The organism is Rhizobium sp. 11_C7_N12_5 (genome assembly GCF_051811145.1).
Classification (GTDB): domain Bacteria; phylum Pseudomonadota; class Alphaproteobacteria; order Rhizobiales; family Rhizobiaceae; genus Rhizobium; species Rhizobium lusitanum.
In genome coordinates this window covers 1,700,117-1,721,589 of record NZ_JBPWPY010000002.1, presented here as the reverse complement: position 1 = coordinate 1,721,589, position 21,473 = coordinate 1,700,117, and the positions used below count along the sequence as shown (strand labels likewise).

The 21,473-nt window shown below is 57.7% G+C and carries 21 protein-coding genes and 2 pseudogenes; 15 read left to right on the top strand and 8 right to left on the bottom strand.

The genetic code is table 11. The features are described 5' to 3' along the window. Positions 1 to 40: 40 nt before the first annotated feature. The 4 genes from AB8B29_RS27100 to copC form a co-directional block, all read right to left on the bottom strand. A complete protein-coding gene (locus AB8B29_RS27100; RefSeq protein ID WP_439006882.1) occupies positions 41 to 1,510 on the bottom strand; it encodes a YncE family protein in 1,470 nt (489 codons plus the stop codon). Continuing rightward, the gene (locus AB8B29_RS27095; RefSeq protein WP_234903875.1) at positions 1,510 to 1,908 is read right to left on the bottom strand and encodes a DUF305 domain-containing protein; all 399 of its coding nucleotides are present in this window, start codon (positions 1,906 to 1,908) and stop codon (positions 1,510 to 1,512) included. The genes AB8B29_RS27100 and AB8B29_RS27095 overlap by 1 nt, the downstream gene beginning before the upstream one ends. Positions 1,909 to 2,057: 149 nt before the next feature. Then, a complete protein-coding gene (gene copD, locus AB8B29_RS27090; protein WP_439006880.1) occupies positions 2,058 to 2,912 on the bottom strand; it encodes a copper homeostasis membrane protein CopD in 855 nt (284 codons plus the stop codon). A 14-nt stretch (positions 2,913 to 2,926) separates the two neighbouring features. Beyond that, positions 2,927 to 3,322, bottom strand: coding sequence for a copper homeostasis periplasmic binding protein CopC (gene copC, locus AB8B29_RS27085; RefSeq protein WP_051963227.1), 396 nt, complete (start codon positions 3,320 to 3,322; stop codon positions 2,927 to 2,929). Positions 3,323 to 3,772: 450 nt separating this feature from the next. Between copC and AB8B29_RS27080 the strand changes: the two are divergent. The 4 genes and pseudogenes from AB8B29_RS27080 to AB8B29_RS27065 all read left to right on the top strand — a co-directional run. Continuing rightward, a pseudogene (locus AB8B29_RS27080) lies at positions 3,773 to 4,054 on the top strand (transposase); the annotation flags it as partial. Positions 4,055 to 4,437: 383 nt separating this feature from the next. Then, on the top strand, positions 4,438 to 6,252 hold the full coding sequence (locus tag AB8B29_RS27075; protein WP_439006879.1) for a methyl-accepting chemotaxis protein: 1,815 nt from the start codon (positions 4,438 to 4,440) through the stop codon (positions 6,250 to 6,252). 237 nt (positions 6,253 to 6,489) lie between these two features. Then, positions 6,490 to 7,224 carry a helix-turn-helix transcriptional regulator gene (locus tag AB8B29_RS27070; protein WP_037191306.1) on the top strand — a complete coding sequence of 245 codons (735 nt, stop codon included), beginning with the start codon at positions 6,490 to 6,492 and terminating at the stop codon, positions 7,222 to 7,224. 398 nt (positions 7,225 to 7,622) lie between these two features. Next, the gene (locus AB8B29_RS27065) at positions 7,623 to 8,117 is read left to right on the top strand and encodes a hypothetical protein (protein ID WP_037191304.1); all 495 of its coding nucleotides are present in this window, start codon (positions 7,623 to 7,625) and stop codon (positions 8,115 to 8,117) included. A gap of 382 nt (positions 8,118 to 8,499) precedes the next feature. Here the strand turns inward: AB8B29_RS27065 and AB8B29_RS27060 are convergent, their stop codons facing one another. After that, the gene (locus tag AB8B29_RS27060; protein WP_244655294.1) at positions 8,500 to 8,952 is read right to left on the bottom strand and encodes a GNAT family N-acetyltransferase; all 453 of its coding nucleotides are present in this window, start codon (positions 8,950 to 8,952) and stop codon (positions 8,500 to 8,502) included. 137 nt (positions 8,953 to 9,089) lie between these two features. Here AB8B29_RS27060 and AB8B29_RS27055 point away from each other — a divergent pair, with 137 nt between their 5' ends. From AB8B29_RS27055 to AB8B29_RS27045, 3 genes are all read left to right on the top strand, one after another. Beyond that, a complete protein-coding gene (locus AB8B29_RS27055; RefSeq protein ID WP_037191301.1) occupies positions 9,090 to 9,530 on the top strand; it encodes a SyrB-like regulator in 441 nt (146 codons plus the stop codon). Between the two features lie 142 nt (positions 9,531 to 9,672). Next, complete coding sequence (locus tag AB8B29_RS27050) at positions 9,673 to 10,281, top strand: hypothetical protein (RefSeq protein ID WP_037191298.1); 609 nt, start codon at positions 9,673 to 9,675, stop codon at positions 10,279 to 10,281. A gap of 32 nt (positions 10,282 to 10,313) precedes the next feature. Continuing rightward, the gene (locus AB8B29_RS27045; protein ID WP_037191296.1) at positions 10,314 to 10,898 is read left to right on the top strand and encodes a hypothetical protein; all 585 of its coding nucleotides are present in this window, start codon (positions 10,314 to 10,316) and stop codon (positions 10,896 to 10,898) included. Between the two features lie 267 nt (positions 10,899 to 11,165). Here the strand turns inward: AB8B29_RS27045 and AB8B29_RS27040 are convergent, their stop codons facing one another. After that, entirely contained in the window at positions 11,166 to 11,927 is a 762-nt protein-coding gene (locus tag AB8B29_RS27040; protein WP_051963223.1) for a YoaK family protein, read from the bottom strand. 396 nt (positions 11,928 to 12,323) lie between these two features. Between AB8B29_RS27040 and AB8B29_RS27035 the strand changes: the two genes are divergently transcribed. The 7 genes from AB8B29_RS27035 to AB8B29_RS27005 are packed head-to-tail and all read left to right on the top strand — an operon-like array spanning position 12,324 to position 19,786. Then, the gene (locus tag AB8B29_RS27035) at positions 12,324 to 12,620 is read left to right on the top strand and encodes a helix-turn-helix domain-containing protein (RefSeq protein WP_037191292.1); all 297 of its coding nucleotides are present in this window, start codon (positions 12,324 to 12,326) and stop codon (positions 12,618 to 12,620) included. Continuing rightward, complete coding sequence (gene hyfB / locus AB8B29_RS27030; RefSeq protein WP_037191289.1) at positions 12,617 to 14,638, top strand: hydrogenase 4 subunit B; 2,022 nt, start codon at positions 12,617 to 12,619, stop codon at positions 14,636 to 14,638. Before AB8B29_RS27035 ends, hyfB begins: the two co-directional genes overlap by 4 nt. After that, entirely contained in the window at positions 14,629 to 15,585 is a 957-nt protein-coding gene (locus AB8B29_RS27025; RefSeq protein WP_037191287.1) for a respiratory chain complex I subunit 1 family protein, read from the top strand. The genes hyfB and AB8B29_RS27025 overlap by 10 nt, the downstream gene beginning before the upstream one ends. Next, positions 15,585 to 16,250: a hydrogenase-4 component E gene (locus AB8B29_RS27020; protein WP_439006874.1), complete on the top strand. Its 666-nt coding sequence runs from the start codon at positions 15,585 to 15,587 to the stop codon at positions 16,248 to 16,250. Before AB8B29_RS27025 ends, AB8B29_RS27020 begins: the two co-directional genes overlap by 1 nt. Next, entirely contained in the window at positions 16,247 to 17,710 is a 1,464-nt protein-coding gene (locus tag AB8B29_RS27015; RefSeq protein ID WP_439006872.1) for a hydrogenase 4 subunit F, read from the top strand. Before AB8B29_RS27020 ends, AB8B29_RS27015 begins: the two co-directional genes overlap by 4 nt. A gap of 12 nt (positions 17,711 to 17,722) precedes the next feature. Next, positions 17,723 to 19,240, top strand: a complete 1,518-nt coding sequence (locus AB8B29_RS27010) for a hydrogenase expression protein HypE (RefSeq protein ID WP_112441906.1) — start codon at positions 17,723 to 17,725, stop codon at positions 19,238 to 19,240. 12 nt (positions 19,241 to 19,252) lie between these two features. Continuing rightward, on the top strand, positions 19,253 to 19,786 hold the full coding sequence (locus AB8B29_RS27005; protein WP_037191276.1) for an NADH-quinone oxidoreductase subunit B family protein: 534 nt from the start codon (positions 19,253 to 19,255) through the stop codon (positions 19,784 to 19,786). Between the two features lie 189 nt (positions 19,787 to 19,975). Here the strand turns inward: AB8B29_RS27005 and AB8B29_RS27000 are convergent, their stop codons facing one another. After that, positions 19,976 to 20,302 (bottom strand): hypothetical protein, encoded by a 327-nt coding sequence (locus tag AB8B29_RS27000; RefSeq protein ID WP_037191274.1) that lies wholly within the window; start codon positions 20,300 to 20,302, stop codon positions 19,976 to 19,978. A gap of 460 nt (positions 20,303 to 20,762) precedes the next feature. Next, positions 20,763 to 20,954, bottom strand: a complete 192-nt coding sequence (locus AB8B29_RS26995; RefSeq protein ID WP_037191273.1) for a hypothetical protein — start codon at positions 20,952 to 20,954, stop codon at positions 20,763 to 20,765. A 345-nt stretch (positions 20,955 to 21,299) separates the two neighbouring features. Between AB8B29_RS26995 and AB8B29_RS26990 the strand changes: the two are divergent. Beyond that, a pseudogene (locus tag AB8B29_RS26990) lies at positions 21,300 to 21,458 on the top strand (ornithine cyclodeaminase); the annotation flags it as partial. Between the last annotated feature and the right edge of the window lie 15 nt (positions 21,459 to 21,473).

Genomic DNA, 21,473 nt, shown 5'->3' with positions numbered 1-21,473 from the left:
GTCGTTGAGGGGCCCGCCTCGACGAGGCGGACCTGCACGTTCAATCGGCTTGCACCTGGACAACACTATCCGGCTTACCATCCAGCGCGGTGGCGACGACCAGATAACGACGTTCATCCTTGTGCTTGGCCTCGACGATCTGTCGGATCGGGCCCACGGTGTTGACGATAGCGGAACCCGCCGGGTTCGTCATAAAAGATGCAAGGCCTTCGAGCGGGCCGCTGCCATTGGCGTTGTCAGACAGGGCGAGTACATACGGTTTTTTGGGATCCAGGCCGGTGACGGACGCCTGCAGAACCTGTGTCAGCCCCTGATTGAACAGCGTAACGCTCGTCGACTGCTTCTTGTCCTTGTCACCCTTGGTTGCAAGCTTCAGATGGGCAGCATCACCCGCAGCACCGAGCGGCACGAGATTCTGCATGCCATCCCCTTCGGGCACGGCGTTCGGAACATAGGCGACAGCCTGCGGCGCCTGGCCAATCGGGATGTTGGCGATAACCTTGTTAGTCAGGGTATCGATGACAGCGAACTGGTCGGCATTTTCAAGCCCGACATAGACCCGCGTGCCGTCTCCTGATGGCCAGATACCGTGCGGCAGGTTGCCCACTGGGATGGTGGCGACCTGCTCGAAGTTGTCGGTCCGGAACACCTTCACTTCGTTTAAGCCACCGACCGTCACATAAGCGAAACTGCCGTTCTTGTTAACGACGAGGTTGACGTGGTTGGTGATTGGTCCGGTGTCGAGCGTTTTGATGAGATCAAAGGGTGCCTCGGCATTGAAGACCTGCGTCTTGCCGACATCCTTCAGCGTGAACCAAACCTGCTTGCCATCGGCGGAAGCGGCAATGTTCGGGCAGAATGGGCTTGCCTGCTTCACATGACCGACAATCTGATGGTCTGCGACGGTGACGACGGCGACATCCGGGTTGAAGGATGAGCAGATATAGCCGTACTTGCCATCCGGCGAGAAGATCTGCATGCCGGGGCCAGGAGCAACCTTGATGCGGGTCTTTTCTTCGAAAGTGCTCGCATCGATGACGGAGATATAGTCTTCGCCCCGCACAGTCACCCAGACTTCCTTGCCGTCGGGCGTAAAGAAGGCCTCATGCGGGGAGCGGCCGACATAGGTCGTGTGCTTCACGGCATTGGTTGCTGTATCGATAAAGGTCACCGAATTAGAGCCGATCGAGACGACGGCGAGCGTCTTGTGATCCGGGGAAAACCCCATGCTGTGGACGAGGACCTGGCCCTTATAAAGGGGGCTCAGGTTGCCGGGCTGCGGATCGCCGAGCTTGATGACGCCAAGCAGTTTGTTGTCAACCGGATCGGAGACCGACACCGTATTGGAGAACTGCTCGGCCGCATAGACGCGGTCCTTGTGGCTGATCGGAATGTCCGGCGCGGATGCGGCGAATGGTGCCTGGCCCGCGAGGGCGGCAAGCGGAGATAACATGCTGCCGGCAAGCAGGATGGCGGCAAATGATGTGCGTAGCATTGGAAGACCTTTCATTACATTTTCATGCCCGGTGCCATGCCTTGCATAGTCCCGGAGGGGGCAGTCTCTGGCGCAGCCTGGGTGGGTGCGGAAGTCGGAGGCGGCAGGGGATCGCCGATCGCGAGCTTCATCGCGATGATTTCCTGCTGCTGTTCGACGATGATTTCCTGGGCGATCCTGCGGAGCTGCTCGTTTTTGCCGTATTTCAAAGCCGCGACCGCCATGTCGATTGCGCCTTGGTGGTGGGGCGTCATCATGGCTACGAAGTCGCGGTCGACGTCGCCGCTGGGCTTGACGGACATACCGTCCATCATTTTTGTCATAGCGGCGTCGTTTTCAGTGAGATAGGCGGCTTCAGCCGCATTTTGCGCTGACGCTACGACGGCGAAGTTGCTGCCGTTGTCCTGCGCCATCGCCTTGTAAGCTGAGAATGCCGCAGCAGAAGCAAGGCATAGGGTCATCAGGTATCGGGAAGAACCGTGCATGTTCATCTTCTTCTCTGTTGTTACGTTGGGGTAGACAGCGTGGCGCGGGATTTATTCCATCAGGCACGAAATTAATGTCAGGCGGGTTCCTGCAGGCCAAATGAAGCGACCAAACCGAGGGCTGCGGCCCCAAGCACGAGTTCGGCCGCGCAGCCGCACGCGAGCAGCGATCGGGCAAACGATCCGTCTCTCCGGATCATCGGCACGAAGGCATAACGGTTCACGATCGCAATCGCCGTCATAAGGCCGACGGCCAGAATTTTCAGATAAAGCTTTTGATCGTAGGGGGAAGAGAAATGAATCGGAAGTCGTCCAACCGTGAGCCAGAGGTTGACGATCCCGCTGGTCAGGACGAGAGCGACCGCCACATGTCCGGCCGTTGAAAAGCGCCGCATGGCCTTGATCGAAACCGATCGGAGCTCCGATATAGCTGCCATGCGCAAGATCAACATGAATGGGATGAGACCTCCCAACCAAGCGCAGCCCGACAGGACATGGACAGCGTCAACTGCCTGATGAGCAACACCGCCAAGGCCGCCGTCTTCGGCAGCATGTCCGCTCAGGGCAAGTTCGCACAGCATCAATCCTGCGATCAAGACGGATGTTCGATACGCGCGCAGAAGATTTGCCAAAAGCAGGATGATGGCAGTCGCAACCTGAAGTGCCAACGCCTCGCCCACGGCTGTTTCTGCAACGAGATGCAACGTGCTGACATCGTACACCGAGGCCCAATGTCCGGCGATGTCGGCAGTTTGCACAGGGAGTGCAGACACGCTCGTTGCGACCACAACACCGACAGCGACGCTAACCGCTGTCTCCAGAAGCCGCACGAGCGGCGTCACCAAAGTCCGACCGGCAAGGAAACAGGCAAAACCCAGACCGCCCCACAGCAGACAAAGGGCGCCGTCGTGTAAGAAACGAAGGCACGTCACAGCGCTTTCCGGCGTCATGGTGCGACAGAAAAGTCATATTTTCCCTCGGTCTTATGACCATCTTTCGAAAGCGCGTGCCATGCAACACTATAGCGGCCCGGCATGAGGGGTTTAATGAACGCGGCGGAGAGCTCGGTATCGTCTGGAGCGCCAAGCACTGGATCACTGAGCGAAACCGGTGCGCCCCTGTTGTCGGTGATGGAGATACCGGAAAATGCAAGCTCCAATCCCTCGGTGAAATCCATCGATATCCTGGTGGGAGATGCCTGGACTGTCGAGCCGGTCATCGGCATCGACGTTTTCAGATGGGCATGGGCCCAGGCGGGCGCGGCAAGACCGACGATGCAGGTGCCGGCCACGAGAATGCGTGCGAAGTAGGTTTTCATTTCGGAGCTGATTGCAATATTCATCGGAGCACCCTTCGAGTGGCTTTGATCTCGTTACGAATGGGTAGACATCCCGAAAGCCGACTTATTCCGTCGTGCCGCGAAATTCCTAAACCTGCGGGAAACACCGGAAAAGGTCGGGTTTTCACCGATAACGGCAGCTCCAGTCGTAAGAATGGAATCGCGGTTCCACCGGACCTTGCGAAGCGGCAACCTACGAAGAATCGGAGGGAGCCGACGCGTTACATCCGTCACGAAGAGGGCGATTTTGACACCGCCGCGAAACCAAACCGGTCTCTAATGACGATGGCGCCGGTGGTTGGGCGGACGACGACAGTCTGTCCGCCTGAGAATGCCAATGCCGCAAAGGACCTCATCATGACCAATATGGCCATTTCGACCACGTCCTCCACAGCCAAATGGATGGAGGCGCGCCCAGGAGAACACTCGTTTATCCGGGTTCCGGCAGGCGACATGGCGATCGTGCAACGACCGACAGATATCATCCTTGGTTCAAGTGCCGGCGATGCCCGAGCGACTGTCGTCACCGGCCTTTCGTTGCGTGCTGCCGTAGGACCAGTTGCAACTCAAGTGGGACTTCGAGCGCATTTGATGAGTGACGAAGCAAAGGCATTCGTTGCCGCAGGCGAAAGCTTTGTGGCACACGAGACACTCAACCACTCCAGCCGCGAATATGTCCGAGATGCCGTCCAAGTCAATTCAGCCGAGGGGTTCAATGCACGGGTCCGGCGGTCGGAATTATACCTAAGTATCCATAAATATTAGTCTTCAGTAAAAATTAAGCTTTATGCCCTATTAATAGGGTGTCCGGACATTAAGTCGAGACCGACATGAGGTCGGTACTTCCAGGAACTTCGACGTTGCTTTAGCGAGAGGTTTCTGGCATCGGGGCATCTGTTCAACTCTCCAAACTTTTTACAGCCCCTTGCCGGATTACATCCTGCCACGGAAGTCTGGAGAAATCGCCATGCTTGCAGATAGCGCGAGCAGAAGTGATTGCAGTTGCTGCTATCAGCTGGCTATCCCGCTCAATCGGTCCGGCTTGAATTAGACTACAAATACGATGAGGGGCAGTGCGCTTGCCTCTTTTACAGGGTCGCCAGAGGAGAGATCTGAAGATGTTCGGCAGTTCCAAAGTGTATCGCATGCAGACAAAGTCGTTGGATTCTATTACTGCCAACATCATGATCGCCGACGCCGATCTGAACATTCGATATATGAACCAGGCCGTCGCCGGGCTGCTCAAGGAAGCCGAAACGGAACTGAAGAAGGAACTCCCGCGGTTCGATTTCGACAGACTTGTCGGAAGCAACATCGACATCTTCCACAAAAACCCGTCGCATCAGCGAAACATGCTCGCGGCGCTAAAGACCCAGCACCGGGCCACGATCTGGGTCGGACATCGCGCCTTTGACTTGATTGTTACCCCGCTGCTCGAAGGAAACAAGACGACGGGCTTTGTCGTGGAGTGGGCAAACGCGAAAGAGCGACTGCAAAATGTCGACTTCCAGGGCCAGATGGTGGCGATCAGCCGTGTTCAGGGGATCATCGAGTTCACGACCGAAGGCGAGATTGTCACGGCAAACGACAACTTCCTGAAGGCGATCGGTTATCGCCTGGACGAGATCAAGGGTCGCAGCCACAGTATGCTTGTCGATCCGGAATACGCCAAGACACCGGCTTACAAGGAATTTTGGGAGGCGCTGCGCCGGGGCGAGTTTCAAGCGGCTGAGTTTACCCGCTATGGCAAGAACGGCAAAGTCGTTGTCATTAACGCATCCTATAACCCAATCTTGGATTCCAAGGGCAAAGTCACCAAGGTCGTGAAATTTGCAACCGACGTGACCGAGCGAGTTCATGCGGTTACGACCATCGGTGCGGCGCTGACCAAGCTTGCAAAGGGAGATCTCTCCTTCAGTCTCGACGAGCCCTTCGCACCGGATTTCGAAGGACTGCGAAACACAATGAACGAGGCGCTGAGCCAGATGCGCAACGCGCTCGGTGATGTCGCGCATTCAACCGATCGGATTGATACGGGCACGCGCGAGATCAGTCAAAGTGCCGAAGATTTGTCCAGGCGCACCGAACAGCAGGCAGCGTCACTCGAAGAGACCGCCGCAGCCCTTGATCAGATCACGGTCAACGTCAACAACGCAGCAAAGCGCGCCGAAGAGGCCCGTCATGCCGCAGCCACGGCAAGTGAAAATGCCGAGCGCTCCGGCAAGGTGGTCGCCGATGCGGTTGGAGCGATGTCGCGGATCGAGAGTTCGTCCAACCAGATCTCCAATATCATTGGCGTCATCGATGAGATCGCCTTCCAGACCAATCTCTTGGCTCTCAATGCCGGAGTTGAAGCAGCGCGCGCCGGCGAAGCAGGTAAGGGTTTTGCGGTGGTGGCCCAAGAAGTGCGAGAACTTGCGCAACGCTCCGCGCAAGCTGCCAAAGAAATCAAAGAACTGATACGCAATTCGTCCGAGGAAGTCAGCACCGGCGTGAAACTGGTCAGCGAAACCGGAGAGGCCCTGCAGACCATCCAGCACAACATTGTGGCAGTCAATAACCACATGGAGGCGATCACCAGTTCGGCAAAAGAGCAGGCGACCGGTCTATCGGAAGTCAATACTGCTGTTAACCAAATGGATCAGGTCACGCAGCAAAACGCCGCCATGGTTGAAGAAACCAATGCCGCTAGCGCCACGCTCGCCCAGGAGACGACGCGACTGCGTGAACTGATAGGAGAGTTCCAACTGGGTGGGCTAGGGCGGCCGAATTCAGCGGGCATCAGACAATCGGCAGATCATACATCAAACCGAAGGCTCGAGCTTGCGAAGCCAGGCCACCGACCGGTGCCCTCGCCGGCCAGGCACATGCTCACCAAAATAGCCGGTAAAGTCGATGGTGGAGCTGCTGCCGAAAGTTGGGAAGAGTTCTAAGACCGGCCTGATAGGCAGTTTGTTGTTCACCCTCAAAGCTGAAAGCACGCCTCATCACAAACGTTTTGTCTTTTCCAGTCGAATTAAGCAGCAAGGTCGCTCTGGCCGGGAGTCTCCACAAAACGATCATCGCTTTTGCTTGCTGAGGTCAATTGTTAATTCACAGGTCAATTGTTAATTCACGGTTAACCATTCGGCTACACAAATGGGGTACCTAATTCAACAATCGAGTCGAAGATGCCCGTTAGCGCTTTTTCCGTGCTCGCACCTGATGCGCTGGATCCTTACGTAGACCTTCGCTCGGTACCAAAATATCGGTATTTCGGTAAAAACAATCTCATTGATAGATTTCGCGAAGGTGTACCGTTCGACCACATCTCTATATCCGGGCTAGACGTCGATCACTATCGTTTTGGGGACGGGTTTTCGATCGACACAGACCTTCCTCCAGGATTTGTGGAGGCGTACATGGAAGACAAGCTTTTCAAGGTCGATCCGTTTATAGCAGCCACCAAGGCGTCGAAAACCGTAATGGTCGAAAGTGAAGTCTACCAGGACGTAGAAGTCCCGCAGCGGTTGCTGTATTTGCAGCGCATATTCGGGGTTCACAACAGAACCATGGTCCCGATCTTGCGTGAAAATACGGTTTACGGCGCGGTCGGCTTCACCCGCATGTCAGCGTTCACGGAAAGCGAGCTTACCTTTCTCACGCTCATCGCAGAACCCATCCATACCGCCGTAACCAAACCACTGATGGACCGCTTCGCCGTGCAACACCTACGTTTGTCAAAAGGCGAGATGGCGTGTCTTTCTCAGGCGAGCCTTGGGCTGACGAGTGAAGGCATTGGCAAAGCGATTGGTTACCAGGTTGACACCGTCAACAGCTACATCAAGTCTGCAGTGAAGAAGCTTGGGGCGTCGAACAGAACGCAAGCGATCGCAGAGGCAATACGCCGCCGACTGATTTCGTGACGGGGCGTTTTCATCCAAGTCATCAAATTGGGAACCTCAGGGACGATCGTTGATTACGGTCAAGCTCGCAATGTCGGATGCTAACGGCCCTTTTTGCCTCTTGCAAAGAACTGACTAGAGCGTTTTGTTTCTTTACGCATTCCAGATGGAAAACCGCTTCGCACTTTTCCTGGAAATGCTCTAATGATCAGCATCTTCAGGCGAGAGCTTAGCGACGAGCTCTTCCTTCTTCTTGAAAGCATCGGGTAATCTCGAGGTCTCGTCCCGTGCGAACTTCCGTTCTTGGCGCATTTTTGTCGCGCTAGAGCTTCGGATCTAAGGGCATGATTTTAAGATATTACCTTTAGAAGTTTGGCCGTCATGCCGCTGCATTGCTCCCAACCTTTTAGGATTCTGACATGAAGAAAATTATCGCTTTGGCCTTGCTTGTCTTAGCATCTCCCCTGGCCGCACACGCTGCGACCCTGAAGTTCCCCAGCGAAAAGCCCGTCGCAAGTATTACCATTCCGGATAGCTGGAAGCCGGAGGAAACAGAGAGCGGCGTCCAAGGAACATCGGCGGATTCGGCCATCTATCTTTCCGCCGACGTTGCCAGCAGCAAGTCAATGGACAAGGTCGTTACCGACGCCGTCGATTTTCTCGCGAAGAACAAAATCACGGTTGATCCCTCGACCCGGAAGGAGACACCCGTCACCGACGTCAACGGCATGCAGATGACGACCCTCGAGTGGGACGGCAACGATGAAGACGGCCCGGTCAGCGTTGGTCTGCTCTTCGTGCAGACATCCGGTGACAACGCTCTCGTCGTAACCTACTGGGGAACCAAGGGAGAGGAAGACAAGCACGGCGCCGAAGTTCAGGCAATCATCGCGTCGATCAAGCCGATTGAGTGATCGGTGAGGATGCTGTCGGTCCGGTCGCCACCGCCGCTGGCTGGAGGCCCGGATCGGCCGCAGGCTTGTCTCCAAGTTAGTTACCGTCGGAGCTCGAAGTCGCAGGCCTTGGAAAACTGGCTCGGCATCTCGGGATAAGTTCCGGACCTGCACATCGACACACTAAAGGTGAAATCCAGGAATTTTCATTGATCCGACTGCAATGTACGCAACGATTCAACCTGGGAAAATAGCGTATCTATAGGCGGATCCGCACAGCAATGCCGGCTACGTCAAATCGTTGGATACAGTTCTCATGATTAACCACAAGGCGACGGTCCCTCTAAAAGGTCCGTGTCGAAAGTGATGATACTGTCTTCGTCTCGGTCACGACTCTATGTTGCTATTCGCAAATCACCTTTTCCATCTGGATCGCTCCTTGGCCAAGACCCACTAATTCTGTTGGGTCCCAAAGCTTCTCAGACCACCCAGCCTTCAGATAAAAGCCTACCGCGTCAGGGGCAGCATTAACGCGGAGAATGCGGACCCCGCGTCTTTTGGCCTCTGCCTCAATGAAATTGTTTAGCCTGAGACCGTATCCCTTTCGCTGTTTGTGCTGAACGATAGCAACAAGTCTCACTATGCCAGTTTCGCCCCGTTCATCCAGCCGCGCCACCCCGAGCGGCTCTTCGTTCTCAAACAGAAGGAAGGGTGTATTTCCATCGGCGCGATCATCTGGGTGGTTCTCATTGTAAGAGATCGAATGCCGACCCGGCGCGAACAGCACCTTTTGCCGAATGTCGTGCATGGCGCGCCAGTCGTCCGGTGTCATAACGGCCCTCAATTCGTATGACATCGATCGTGCATCTCCTTCTTATATTTCTCAGAATATGGTGGTGCTTTGTTTCAAAAGGGCGCGCTATCTATGGCGTTCATGTTGACTCCCTATTGCGCTCAGCCCAAAAGAATTTTTGGCTACAGAAGGAGATAGTGATGGCTGACGAGAATAGCATGGCGCCTGTTACGGAGGCTGCGGATACGGTTGCGATAGTAGAAGCGGCGGCTGAGAAGAAGCAGCGCGCACCGCGGCGTCAAAAGGCAGCCGTCGAGGCGACGGTAGCAGCATCGACTGCGGAGGCTGTTAAGTCGGCGAAGGGTCGCAAGAAGCGTGACGAACAAGCCGGTGAACCGAAGCTGACGCCCGTCGAAACGCCAGTCGCCAAGCAGCGCAAGACAAGGGGCCCCAACAAGGCGGCTACAAAAATCGGGACGGCAAAGCAAACCCGGCAAGCGGCTGGCACGTCTGCTCCGGCAATCGACGAGATCGCGGATCTCATTCAGCTCGAAGAAGAGAATAAGAGGCTTCGCAAGACCCTGGCAGATAAGCTGCGCGCGGAAAATGCCGACCTGCGCAAGCGGCTCGGGCTCGCTTGATCACCCGGAACAGTAGAGCGGTTGCGGGATCGACCGTGGCCGCTACTGTCTCATTAGAAAAGAAATTCCGGGGCTCGCGTCGCTGTTCCGGATCTAAAGCTGCGGCAACGTCGTGGTGCGGTCTGCTCGAGGTTGAAGCGCTATGAAATCACCATGGAAATTTCTTGTTCAATTGACATCGCGGGCACGACCGGCGGAAACGCCAGCGGCTTCGATTGAGCATGATGCTAAAGCCGCGGCAATCGAAAGCGAAGCGCAACGGACGTCGGTGCTTCCGTCGAGCTCAACGGAAGCACCCGATGGGCCTCACCACCATGAGGCCCCAGCTATTGGTCCCGTGGCGACAACGACATCAATCGAAACTGGACGCGATCTCGATGCTACGCCGGCAGCCTCGCCGCCAGTCGATATTGACGAGGGCCAGGCAGAGACGCCAGCTGAGGCCAACCAGTCGAGTGCCGAAGCGCCTGCATTGGTACGGCAAAATGCGACAAGCAAAAAATCTCCACGAGCACCGCAGGCGAAGCGGGCGGCACGCGCCGGGAGAACCCGCATCGATAGTGATGCCGAGCGCACTGATCCTGCGAATGAGGATCAAACTGCACAATCCCCGTCGCCGCCGCCAACCTTCCTCGATGAAGTGGGGAGCTTGGACGACGAAGTCAGGCAGCTGAGACGTCAATTGGCGCATAAGCTGCATTTGCAGAATATTCAGCTCAAGAAGATGCTTGAGCGCTTCGACATCTCGTGAGCGAGCCTCACCTTCTCAAGGATTGGACACATATGAAGACACAGCAACGAACCTTCGTTGTCGAATTCAAATCGGCGCGCCGACGGTCATCGATGCGGCAAGACTCCATTTGGAGCGGCACCGATCTCAAGACCCTTGCGCGTGAGGCAGAAGCTGAAGCGCCGCATCTATTCGACCCCAACACGGTGGCAACGACTGCGAGCCAAGATGGCGTGATGCCAGCGGAGTCAGAACCGGCAGTTCATCTCGACAACAAGATCGAGACCGTCGACGACAAGCAGATTTCGGCGTCATTGGCCGAGGCGGAGCAAAGCACTCCATCGCAGCAAGACAATGCTCCAACGTTCAGCGCGGTTCCAGACGTGAAAGAAGTCCGTCCCGGACGAGCATCTCCAAGAGTGTCGCGGCGCCAACGCCAAGCGAGTGTGGTTCATCATGCCCAGAATGCGAAAGGCGCGGCCACCGCGCGGCTAACCACTGCTCAGGGCGAAATGACTTCCGATGAGTTGGTCCTGCTTGATGAGGAGAATCGACGGCTGAAGGGATTGCTGGCAAACCATCTTCGTCAACAGAACAAGCAACTGCGAGAGATGCTTGCGCGACTTGTCGGCATCTAAGGCATCTTGTGGATCGATCGCCCGGTTTGCAACGCTCCGCCACCATGGGATTTGGGACAAAGGCCTGTAGATTGGCGTGAAAAGAGTTGGCTACTTCCGTGGACTGCTTCAAGGCGCAGTGCGATCAGCTCGGATGCGTTGTGCGCAAACGGTCGCGCCATGGCAGCTGTTCGTTTTAACCGGAAAGATCCCACGCCACTCGCCGATCGCACCGACTGGACGAATAGCCGCAAAAAAGCGAACCCCGCAACAGAGCGTCCATTCCGTTTAGGCCTTTCCGTCGGCATTCTTGCCTACGCCTTTGTTTCGGGCAGTCAGCATCGCTCGCGCGCGCCAAATTGCCTCCAACGCAATCACCATCAACACCACCGCCGCGAGAATGAGAAGGTAGCCGCCGACGGCGCGATAAACGATGACGCCCAGGACGCCGCCGATCAAAAAGGCGGCGATCGTGTAAAAATGCAAACGGAGCTTGATCAGATTGTGGCGCGCCTCCGCCAGCGACTCGCGGCCGCACAAAATATCGAAGGCAATGCCGAGTTCGATTCCAAGGTCGGTGGCCATACCGGACACATGCGTGGTGCGCACTCGAGCATCGGAGATGCGGGTAACAACGGCATTCTGTAGGCCCATCAGGAAAGCGAGGCCGAGAATGAGAACTGGCACACGCCACTCCGTCAGCAACCAAAGATCGGCGCAGCCGAGAATGGCAAGCAACAACGCTTCAGTCAGAATGCTATAGGCGTAAATGGCATGGACGTTGCGCCGCCGCCCTTCGTTGACAATCAGCGTCGACACTGCCGCGCCAAACACGAAAGCCACCACGATCCCGCCATAGAACAGCGCAGACAGCCATTGGCCCACGGCGAGATGATCGGAGAGCGTGGAGACGTTGCCTGTCATGTTGGCAGAGAAGAAGCCTACAGCATAGAAGGCTGATGCGTTCAATGCGCCGGCGATCGCGGCAAGCGAAGCCGCCAAGCCACGGTCGATCTTTTCATTGCGGTGAGAACCCTGTCTTACGAGCATGTGCTGTGAGCTATTGGTGAGATGACATTAGGATTGGTGGGAAGGCTGGGCTGCAGGTACTTTAGGGCTTCTTCTTATCTTGGGGGAATATCTCATTGTTCGACTAGGCGCCTTCGGTTCTCCTGCCTGGGTTCTTGGGCATGCCAGCTCGCCATCCAGAGCGGTAACCGCTGACTATACATATCGGCGCTCGCCTGCCATGGCCGGCTCCTTTTGGTACCTGAAACAAGATCAACTTACTCCGAGGCATCGTGTCGTAACAAGCAGCTGTTCATGTCAAAAAGATGCTGACGCATCAGAATATTGATTCTAGACATCAATAGGCATATTGTAGACATCAATTATCAGAGCCTGCGCAAGTTAACCCGATGGTGAATCGTGATTACTGCCGCTCAGATGCGGGCCGCCCGGGCCCTTCTCGGTATCGACCAGCGCGCGCTGGCCGAACTGGCGGGAATTTCGGTTCCGACAATCCAGCGAATGGAGGCGAGTGCCGATGTGGTGCGCGGCAATGTCGACACCCTGATGCGTCTTTTGGCCGCGCTAGATGCTGCAGGCATCGAGGTGATCAATCAGGGGGCCGCTAGCACCGATGGCGGGCGCGGGGTCAGGCTCAAGTCGAATGTCCAGCCTTCAGAGAGTGGGACGGCGGAACCATCCGCGACCTTACCTTCAGCGAGGACGCCGCCATGACCCCGCTTGCCGGCTTGGTCGCATGCGTGGCCGCATTGCTTGGGACGGCGATTTTGGCGGTACTGACCGCCCGTTCGGGCCGATCCACGCCGGTCGTCTACTGCGCAAGCCTGGTTTTTTCCGGCATTGCCTTGATAACCGCGCTTGCATCTCTTGCCGCTGGTCTTCCTTCCACAGGCGCGTCGGCGCTTGTCCTTCCTGTTGGTCTGCCGTGGTTGGGAAGCCATTTCCGGCTCGATCCGCTCGCCGCCTTTTTCCTGACGGTTATCAATCTTGGCGGTGTCCTTTCGTCTCTCTATGCGCTTGGTTACGGCCGTCACGAACGCGCACCACATCGGGTTCTGCCGTTCTTTCCGGCATTCCTCGGCGGTATGAACCTGGTGATCCTGGCGGACGATGCCTTCACCTTCCTGATTTCCTGGGAGTTCATGTCGCTTGCTTCCTGGGCACTGGTGATGGCCCACCATCACGACGCCAGCAACCGAAAGGCCGGCTATATCTATATCGTCATGGCAAGTTTTGGCACGTTGGCTTTGTTTATCGCATTCGGCCTGCTTGCCGGTCCTGCTGGCGATTACGGCTTTGCGGCTATCCGGATATCAGAACATCCACCGCTGACAGCCGGTCTTGTGCTTGTCTTGCTACTGCTCGGCGCTGGGTCCAAGGCTGGTCTCGCACCGCTGCATGTCTGGTTGCCGTTGGCGCATCCGGCTGCCCCAAGTCACGTCTCCGCCTTGATGAGCGGTGTCATGACCAAGGTCGCGGTTTACGCTTTCATCCGCGTGGTCTTCGACCTGCTCGGCATGCAGGTATGGTGGTCTGGCATCATCATCCTGATCGTCGGCAGCGGCACCGCGGTTCTCGGCATATTGCAGGCGCTGATGGAGAGCGATCTCAAACGGCTCCTCGCCTATAGTACTATCGAAAATATCGGCCTTATCTTCGTCAGCCTCGGACTGGCACTTGCCTTCAAGGCGAACGGCATGGGGCTGGCGGCGGCGCTGGCAATGACGGCCGCGCTGTTTCATGTCCTCAACCATTCCTTCTTCAAGAGCCTGCTCTTCTTCGGCGCCGGCGCGGTGCTGACGGCGACAGGCGAGCGGGACATGGACAAGCTCGGCGGCCTCATCCATCGCATGCCTGTCACCAGTATCGTCTTCCTTGTCGGCAGCGTCGCGATCTCGGCCCTACCGCCGTTTAACGGCTTCGTGTCCGAGTGGCTGGCATTCCAGGCTATCCTGCAAAGCCCTGATTTGCCGCAATGGGGCTTGAAGATACTGGTGCCGGCCGTGGGCGGTTTACTCGCCTTGTCGGCGGCACTAGCGGCCGCCTGTTTCGTCAAGGCATTCGGCGTGACCTTCCTCGGTCGTCCTCGTACCATCGCAGCCGGACAAGCGCTGGAAGTCGACCGCCTCTCCCTCGCGGCAATGTCTATACTCGCGGCGCTGTGCCTTCTCGCCGGCATCCTGCCGGGAATCGTCATCGACGGGCTTGCGCCCGTAACGCTGTCGGTGATCGGGGACCGGATGCCGGTGCAGACGGATATTGCATGGCTGTCCATCGTGCCGATTGCCGAAAGCCGCAGTTCCTACAATGGCCTTCTGGTCTTCCTATTCACCCTGTTCTCAGCGTCGCTGACGGCCTATCTCATCCGCCGCTTTGCGTCACGGGCGCTGCGCCGGGCACCCGCCTGGGATTGCGGCTTTCCGGAGATGAGCCCGGCGACGCAATATACGGCGGGCAGTTTCGCCCAGCCCATCCGACGCGTTTTTGGAACGCTGGTTTTCCGCGTCCGAGAGAGCGTCGACATGCCCGCGCCCGGTGATCTCAGGCCAGCGCGTTTTGCCGTCGAGGCACATGATTTGATCTGGGAATGGCTCTATCTTCCGATCGCCGGCGCCGTCGGCTTTGCCGCCGAAAAGCTCAATTACCTGCAGTTTCTCACGATCCGACGCTATCTGAGCCTGGTTTTCCTGGCGCTCGTCTTCCTGCTGTTGGTGCTGGCGCTATGGTCGTAATCTCGGCTCTCCTTGTTCAGTCCTTGCAGATGGCACTCGTCGTGCTGCTCGCGCCGCTGCTGACCGGCTTCATTCGTCTGATCAAGGCGCGATTGCTGCGCCGGCGAGGGCCTTCCATGATCCAGCCCTACCGGGACATCTTGCGGCTTTTGCGCAAGGAAGTGGTGCTGGCTGAAAGTGCATCATGGCTGTTCAGGGTGACGCCCTATCTGATCTTCGCCATAACCTGGGTCGCGGCGGCGATCATTCCGACCTTCGCCACTGGCCTGATCTTCAGCTGGACGGCGGATCTGATTGCCATTACCGCGCTGCTCGGCAGTACGCGCTTCTTTCTGGCGCTTGCCGGTATGGACGTTGGTACCAGTTTCGGTGGTATCGGGTCGAGTAGAGAGGCGATGATCGCAACGCTCGCGGAACCGTCGATGCTGCTGGTCATCTTCACGCTTGCCCTGATCGCAGGCTCGACCCAGCTTTCGACCATCGCCGCCTTCATGACCTCTCCGCAGGTAGGACTGCGCGTTTCGCTGGCAATCGCCTTGATCGCCCTTATCATGGTCGCGGTCGCGGAAAATGGCCGTATCCCCATTGACAACCCCGCAACTCATCTGGAGTTGACGATGGTGCATGAAGCGATGGTGCTCGAATATTCCGGGCGGCATCTCGCGATGATTGAACTTGCGGCATCCCTCAAGCTCCTGCTCTACATTTCCCTGATCGCCTGCATCTTCGTTCCGTGGAAACTCGCCGCACTGGGGGAAGGGCCGTCGGCCTATCTGGTGGGTCTGCTCGCCTATCTCATCAAGCTCGCGGCGGGCGGGGCCCTCCTTGCCCTGTTCGAGACCGCGACCGCCAAGATGCGGGTCTTCCGGGTGCCCGAATTCCTGGGCGCGGCCCTTATGCTCGGTCTGCTCGCCACTCTACTACGGTTCGTCTCGAGGAGCTTGTGATGAGCGGGCCGGTCTTGGATATAGCCCATATGTTCGCCGGCGGCCTCGTGCTGGTCAGCATGATGATGCTCTATCAAGACCGCCTCTATGCACTGCTCAACGTGTTCGCGCTACACTCACTGATATTGACCCTGTCGGTGGCCTGGCAAGCTTTCGTCCAGGACGCCCCACATCTTTATGTCACGGCGGCGATCGCACTGCTCTTCAAGGTGATCGTCATTCCCGTGGTGCTGCATCGCATGATCCGCCAGCTCGGCATCCATCGCGAGATCGAGACCGTCGTCGGTATTGGCCTCACAATGCTCGCTGGCATCGGTCTCGTCGCTCTCGCGACCGCGGTGATGTTGCGGGTGACGCCGCAGGCGGATCCTCTGGCGCGGGAGGATCTCGCCTTCGCATTGTCGGTGCTGCTGCTCGGCCTGTTGATCATGGTCACGCGGCGTAACGCCGTCAGCCAGGTTGTCGGATTCATGTCGCTCGAGAACGGACTGGTGCTTGCCGCGACCGGCGCCAAGGGTATGCCGTTGGTCGTTGAGATCAGCGTCGCCTTCTCGATCCTGATCGCCTTCATCGTTATCGGTGTTTTTCTGTTTCGTATCCGCGAGAGGTTCGACACGGTCGACGTTCGGGCGCTCGATGATTTCAAAGGGAGGAGACGGAAATGAGCGTGTTCTCCTCTGTATTTACCTCGGATGCGGTGACAGCCGTTCTTGTGATACCGATCGTGGCCGCCGCCCTCCTAGCGCTTTTGCCTGGCTATCGAATGCCGGCACGGCTGAACGTGTTCGCAAGCCTGCTGACCTTCCTCGCCGCTCTGTCCCTGTTCGTCACCGGGCAGCCGGCACCCGGGCAATATCTGCTCGTCGACGATCTCAATATCGCCTTCATCGTCCTCAATGCCTTCGTGGGCTTCACCACCAGCATATTCAGCGCCAGCTACATCGCCCATGAATTGGAGATCGGCCGGCTGACCCCTGCAAACCTCCGTTTCTACCACGCCATGTATCAGATCATGATGTTCGGCATGAATCTCGCATTTGTGTCCAACAACATTGGTCTGATGTGGGTCGCAGTCGAGCTCGCGACGCTCACCACCGTGCTGATGGTCGGCCTCTACCGCACCCACGAGGCGCTCGAAGCCGCCTGGAAATACTTCATTCTGGGAAGCGTCGGCATAGCCTTTGCGCTCTTTGGCACCATCCTCGTCTATCTGGCGGCGCAGCCGGTCGTCGGCGAAGGTTACGATGCCATGGTTTGGACCATCCTGATCGAGCACGCCGCCGCCTTCGATCCGGCGCTTCTGAACGTCGCTTTCGTCTTCCTGTTGCTTGGCTATGGCACCAAGGTCGGACTTGCGCCACTGCATGCCTGGCTACCGGACGCGCATGCCGAGGGACCGACGCCGATCTCGGCAGTTCTATCCGGGCTGCTCCTGAATGTTGCACTCTATGCGGTCTTGCGTTTCAAGATGCTGCTGTCGGCCAATCCCGACGCACTTGCTCCTGGACCGCTGATGATGACAATGGGGCTAGTCTCGCTGATTTTCGCAGCTTTCATGCTCTATCGCCGCCGCGACATCAAGCGCCTGTTCGCCTATTCCTCGATCGAGCATATGGGCATCATCGTCTTTGCCTTCGGCCTGGGCGGCCCCATCGCCAATTTCGCCGGACTATTGCATATGGCCATGCACTCGCTGACCAAATCGGCGATTTTCTTCGCGGTCGGCCACATCGCCCAGATCAAAGGAACGCAAAGACTTTCTGCCATTCGCGGCTTGACCGAAACACATCCGGGGCTTGGCTGGGGCTTGGTCACCGGTGTCGTCGCCATCGCCGGCCTGCCACCGGCGGGGATATTCATGAGCGAGTTCCTGATCGTCAGCTCGGCTTTTGCGAAGCAGCCGCTGCTCGCCATTCCGCTCGTCTTTGGATTGCTGATCGCTTTCGGCGCGCTGCTGCTACGACTGACAGGGGCCGCCTTCGGACAGCCGCGCGGCAGCATGATGCCAGCAGACGCTTCCTATATACCGATGTATGCCCATCTCGCGCTGGTGCTCATCGCTGGCGTCTATCTACCGTCGCCGCTGGTCGCCTGGTTCCAGCATATTGCCAACCTTCTTCGATGATGGGGAGGGAAGATGTCGACGCTCAACGATATGATCGAGAAGGGGCGCCTCGTACCTCATCACGCACCCCGGCCGCGCGCGATCGTTGATCCGATTGTATGGACATCGGCGGCTCAAGCGTTGTCCGAGGGGCATCTGATCCTGCTTGGTCTGTGGGGCGAGGGGAATGCGGTTCACATGGCTCTGCTCGATGAACTGGCCGGCACGATCGGCGTTCTCAGTCTGGAAGGGCTGGAGGGCGGAGGGTATCCTTCCGTCGGGCGATCGCATCCACCTGCGCTCCGTCCGGAGCGGGCGCTTCGTGATTTGACCGGGCTCGAACCGTGGGATCTGCCGGACAACCGGTCGTGGCTCGATCACAACCGCTGGGATTTGCGCTATCCTCTCGGAAAGCGGGGCGTTTCATTTGAGGAGACCACGCCCTATACCTTTCTGCGTACCGAGGGCGAAAGCCTGCATCAGATCCCTGTCGGCCCGGTACATGCCGGCATCATCGAGCCGGGGCATTTCCGCTTCACGGCTAACGGCGAAACGGTGGTGCGGCTCGAAGAGCGGCTGGGCTATACCCATAAAGGCATCGAGGCGTTGATGGCCGGCGCGGACTTGATCCGCGGAGCGCAACTGGCCGGGCGAACATCCGGTGACAGCACCGTTGCTTATTCCTATGCTTTTTCGCGGGCCGTGGAAGCCGCACTGAGGCTCGTCGTTCCGCCCCGGGCGGTTTGGCTGCGCGCGCTGATGGCCGAACTGGAACGGCTCGCCAACCACCTCGGCGATATCGGCGCCATCTGCAACGACGCCGCCTTTTCGTTGATGCTGGCCCATTGCGGCGTGTTGCGTGAGCACGTGTTGCGCGCCGCCAATACCGCTTTCGGTCACCGCCTGATGCGCGACCGTATCATACCCGGCGGCGTCACCACCGATCTGAATAGTGACGGGGCAGCGGGCGTGCGAAGCCTGCTTGCCGAAATCCGCCGCCGATTTCCAGCCCTGGTGGAACTCTACGACAACACCGCCTCGTTGCAGGACCGCACGGTCGGCACAGGTAAGCTGCGCATCGATCTGGCGCGCGAATATGGAGCTGGCGGTTATATCGGGCGGGCGTCTGGGCGCGGTTTCGACGCCCGGAAGGTCTTGCGCTATGCGCCCTATGACAGCCTGGTCTTCGACGTTCCGGTGCTCAACGACGGTGATGTCAACGCCCGCGTCTGGATCCGCATTCGCGAGGTCGAACAGAGCCTACTACTCATCGAAGGTATCCTTGACGGCCTTCCGGAGGGTCCGGTCCTCGATGTGATTTCTCCGGTCAACGAAAGTCGGGAAGGTCTGGCGCTCGTTGAGGGCTTTCGCGGTGACGTGTTGGTCTGGCTGCGTCTCACACCGGAGGGCATGATCGAACGCTGCCATCTGCGCGACCCGTCCTGGTTTCAGTGGCCGCTGCTGGAAGCGGCAATCGAAGGCAATATCGTCGCCGACTTTCCGCTCTGCAACAAGTCGTTCAACTGTTCCTATTCTGGCCACGATCTCTGAAGGCAAGGATCCATGCGAAAGCTGCTCTTCGAAAACCTGATCCACCTGCCGCTGACGGAACCGGCGCCAAGTCCCTCCGATGCGGCGATGGAGGAGCTCGCCACGTCTGTTGACGAAGCCGCTCGCCAGCGCCTCGGGCGCAGTTTGTCGATCCGCGCCGTCGATGCGGGATCCTGTAACGGTTGCGAGTTGGAGATGCATGCGCTGAGCAACCCTTTCTACGATATTGAGCGTTTCGGCATTCGTTTTGTCGCCTCGCCGCGCCATGCCGACGTGCTGCTCGTAACCGGCCCCGTAACCAAGAACATGCGCGAGGCTCTGGAGCGGACATACAACGCCATGCCGGCCCCGAAATGGGTGATCGCGCTCGGCGACTGCGCCCGCGACGGCGGGTGTTTTGCCGGTAGCTATGCCATTATCGGCGGGGTTTCGAAGGTCGTACCTGTCGATCTCCATATTCCGGGCTGCCCGCCGTCGCCGACGGACATTCTCCGCGGTCTTCTTGCTTTACTGGAACATGTGAGCACGGGAGGCCGCGCTTCTTGACGGCGAGCTTCAATGGAACCAAGATCGCTTCTCGCTCTGTGGCGAGGTCGCAGCGAAGTCTTCGCTCGAAAACTTCGGCGACAGCCATGCCATCAGCGGAACCGCTGGCCTCCAGGTCAAATGGTAGAGTCGGCTAGGGCACGAGCGATCCTTACGCAGCACTGCCCAGGCCAGCCGCCGCGGGAGGGATCAGGCGACCAGCATGGGATCTTGCAGGCTCTGGGCGCCAGCAAATTCGGCGCTCTCCAGGGTCGCATCCATCAGTTCCTTCACGTAGGCGAGAGCAGATTTTGAGTCGTCTGCGCTGAGATGAACGTCGTTGCATTTGGCACGCATCGCTTTGCGGATCGATGAGAGCGCATGTTTGGCGGCAATCTTGTCACCCTCCTTTAACAACAGTCGGAGAGATGTCGCAGCAAGGACTTCAAGAACCGTTATTCGGCCTTCTATAGCTCCCATGGATGGAATGGCATGTGAGGCTCCCCCACCTTCACTATCACGCTTCGCATTGTACATTCCGCATTCCTTTTCAAAGGCTTTGGCAGCGCCTGTCCGGCCAAGCTCGCACGCGACGATCACGGATCCGAAAGGTTCGAAGCGAAACGATGGCACGCAGCAAATTTCGGGTATCCCGGGTGTCCATCGAAAGGACCGTTGCAACAACTCCGGATCAGTCGATAAGTTCCATAGTAAGGCGTGGTGCTGGATGAGGATCGCGGGGTTCACGGTTCAATACTCTCGAGACCATCAATATAGCCGATTTTTTGTTCGGGACAGCGGCTATCCAGTCTCTTTCAATTGGACCTATCTCGGCTCAGAGGCCGGCAAGCCCGATATGAGCACGGTTCGCGTCCAGCAACACACTCTCCGGCGCGACCGCCGATGACCTGGTGCGGCGGGCTACGCCTGTCGTTTCCATCATCGAGAGGCTGCTCTGGCTCTTCCTTCTGCCATGCCTGCCCGGGATATTAGTCGTTTAATGAATGCGAGCAGGCTTAGCCGCGAGCTCGATCACGTATTCCTCCGCCGCATCCGCGAGTGCTAGCGCAACCGCCGCCTGGCTGAATCCTTTGGAGTGAAGTTGCTCAATCAGGTTGCGCATGGCCGCCTCGACGAGCTTACGGCAGTCAGCCTTTCGAGCCTCACGGCGGAGTTCTAATTCGCTCATAGTTATGTGCCCCTCGGTAGAGAAGGTAGCATGACACCGCTGATAAATTAGAAAATACGGCAAATGACTAGGGTCCTGTAGGAAAACGGCGATGGCAAACGCTCTCTACACGCGATTGCAGGCCACGGCGAAGCGCCAGATTGAGATTTCTGGCCAAAGCGGCACGTAAAAAGCATCGAGGAACAACCCCGTCGAGAGGCGCTTAAGCTTTGAAATAGAATTATTTTTACAAACTAACGGGGGATGACCGACGCCGGTCATCCCCCCGCGGATGATCTGATCTTGCTATTAATTTCAAATCCTTGTCGAGCCTTTCAGCGGGGTGAGCGTTCCGAGCCAGTTTACAGCGTCGGATCTGCTACCGAGGATTTTTCCGCTCTCCGTTATCTCCGACAAAAGCTCAGCGGGCTCCCGCTTTACGAGAAGCTTGATCTGGTTGCTGATCCCGATGAGCCGCGCGACCTCTTCGGAATGCTGCTCCGGGCAGGGTTGCAGGCCGCCTAAACCGGCTTCCGAGCC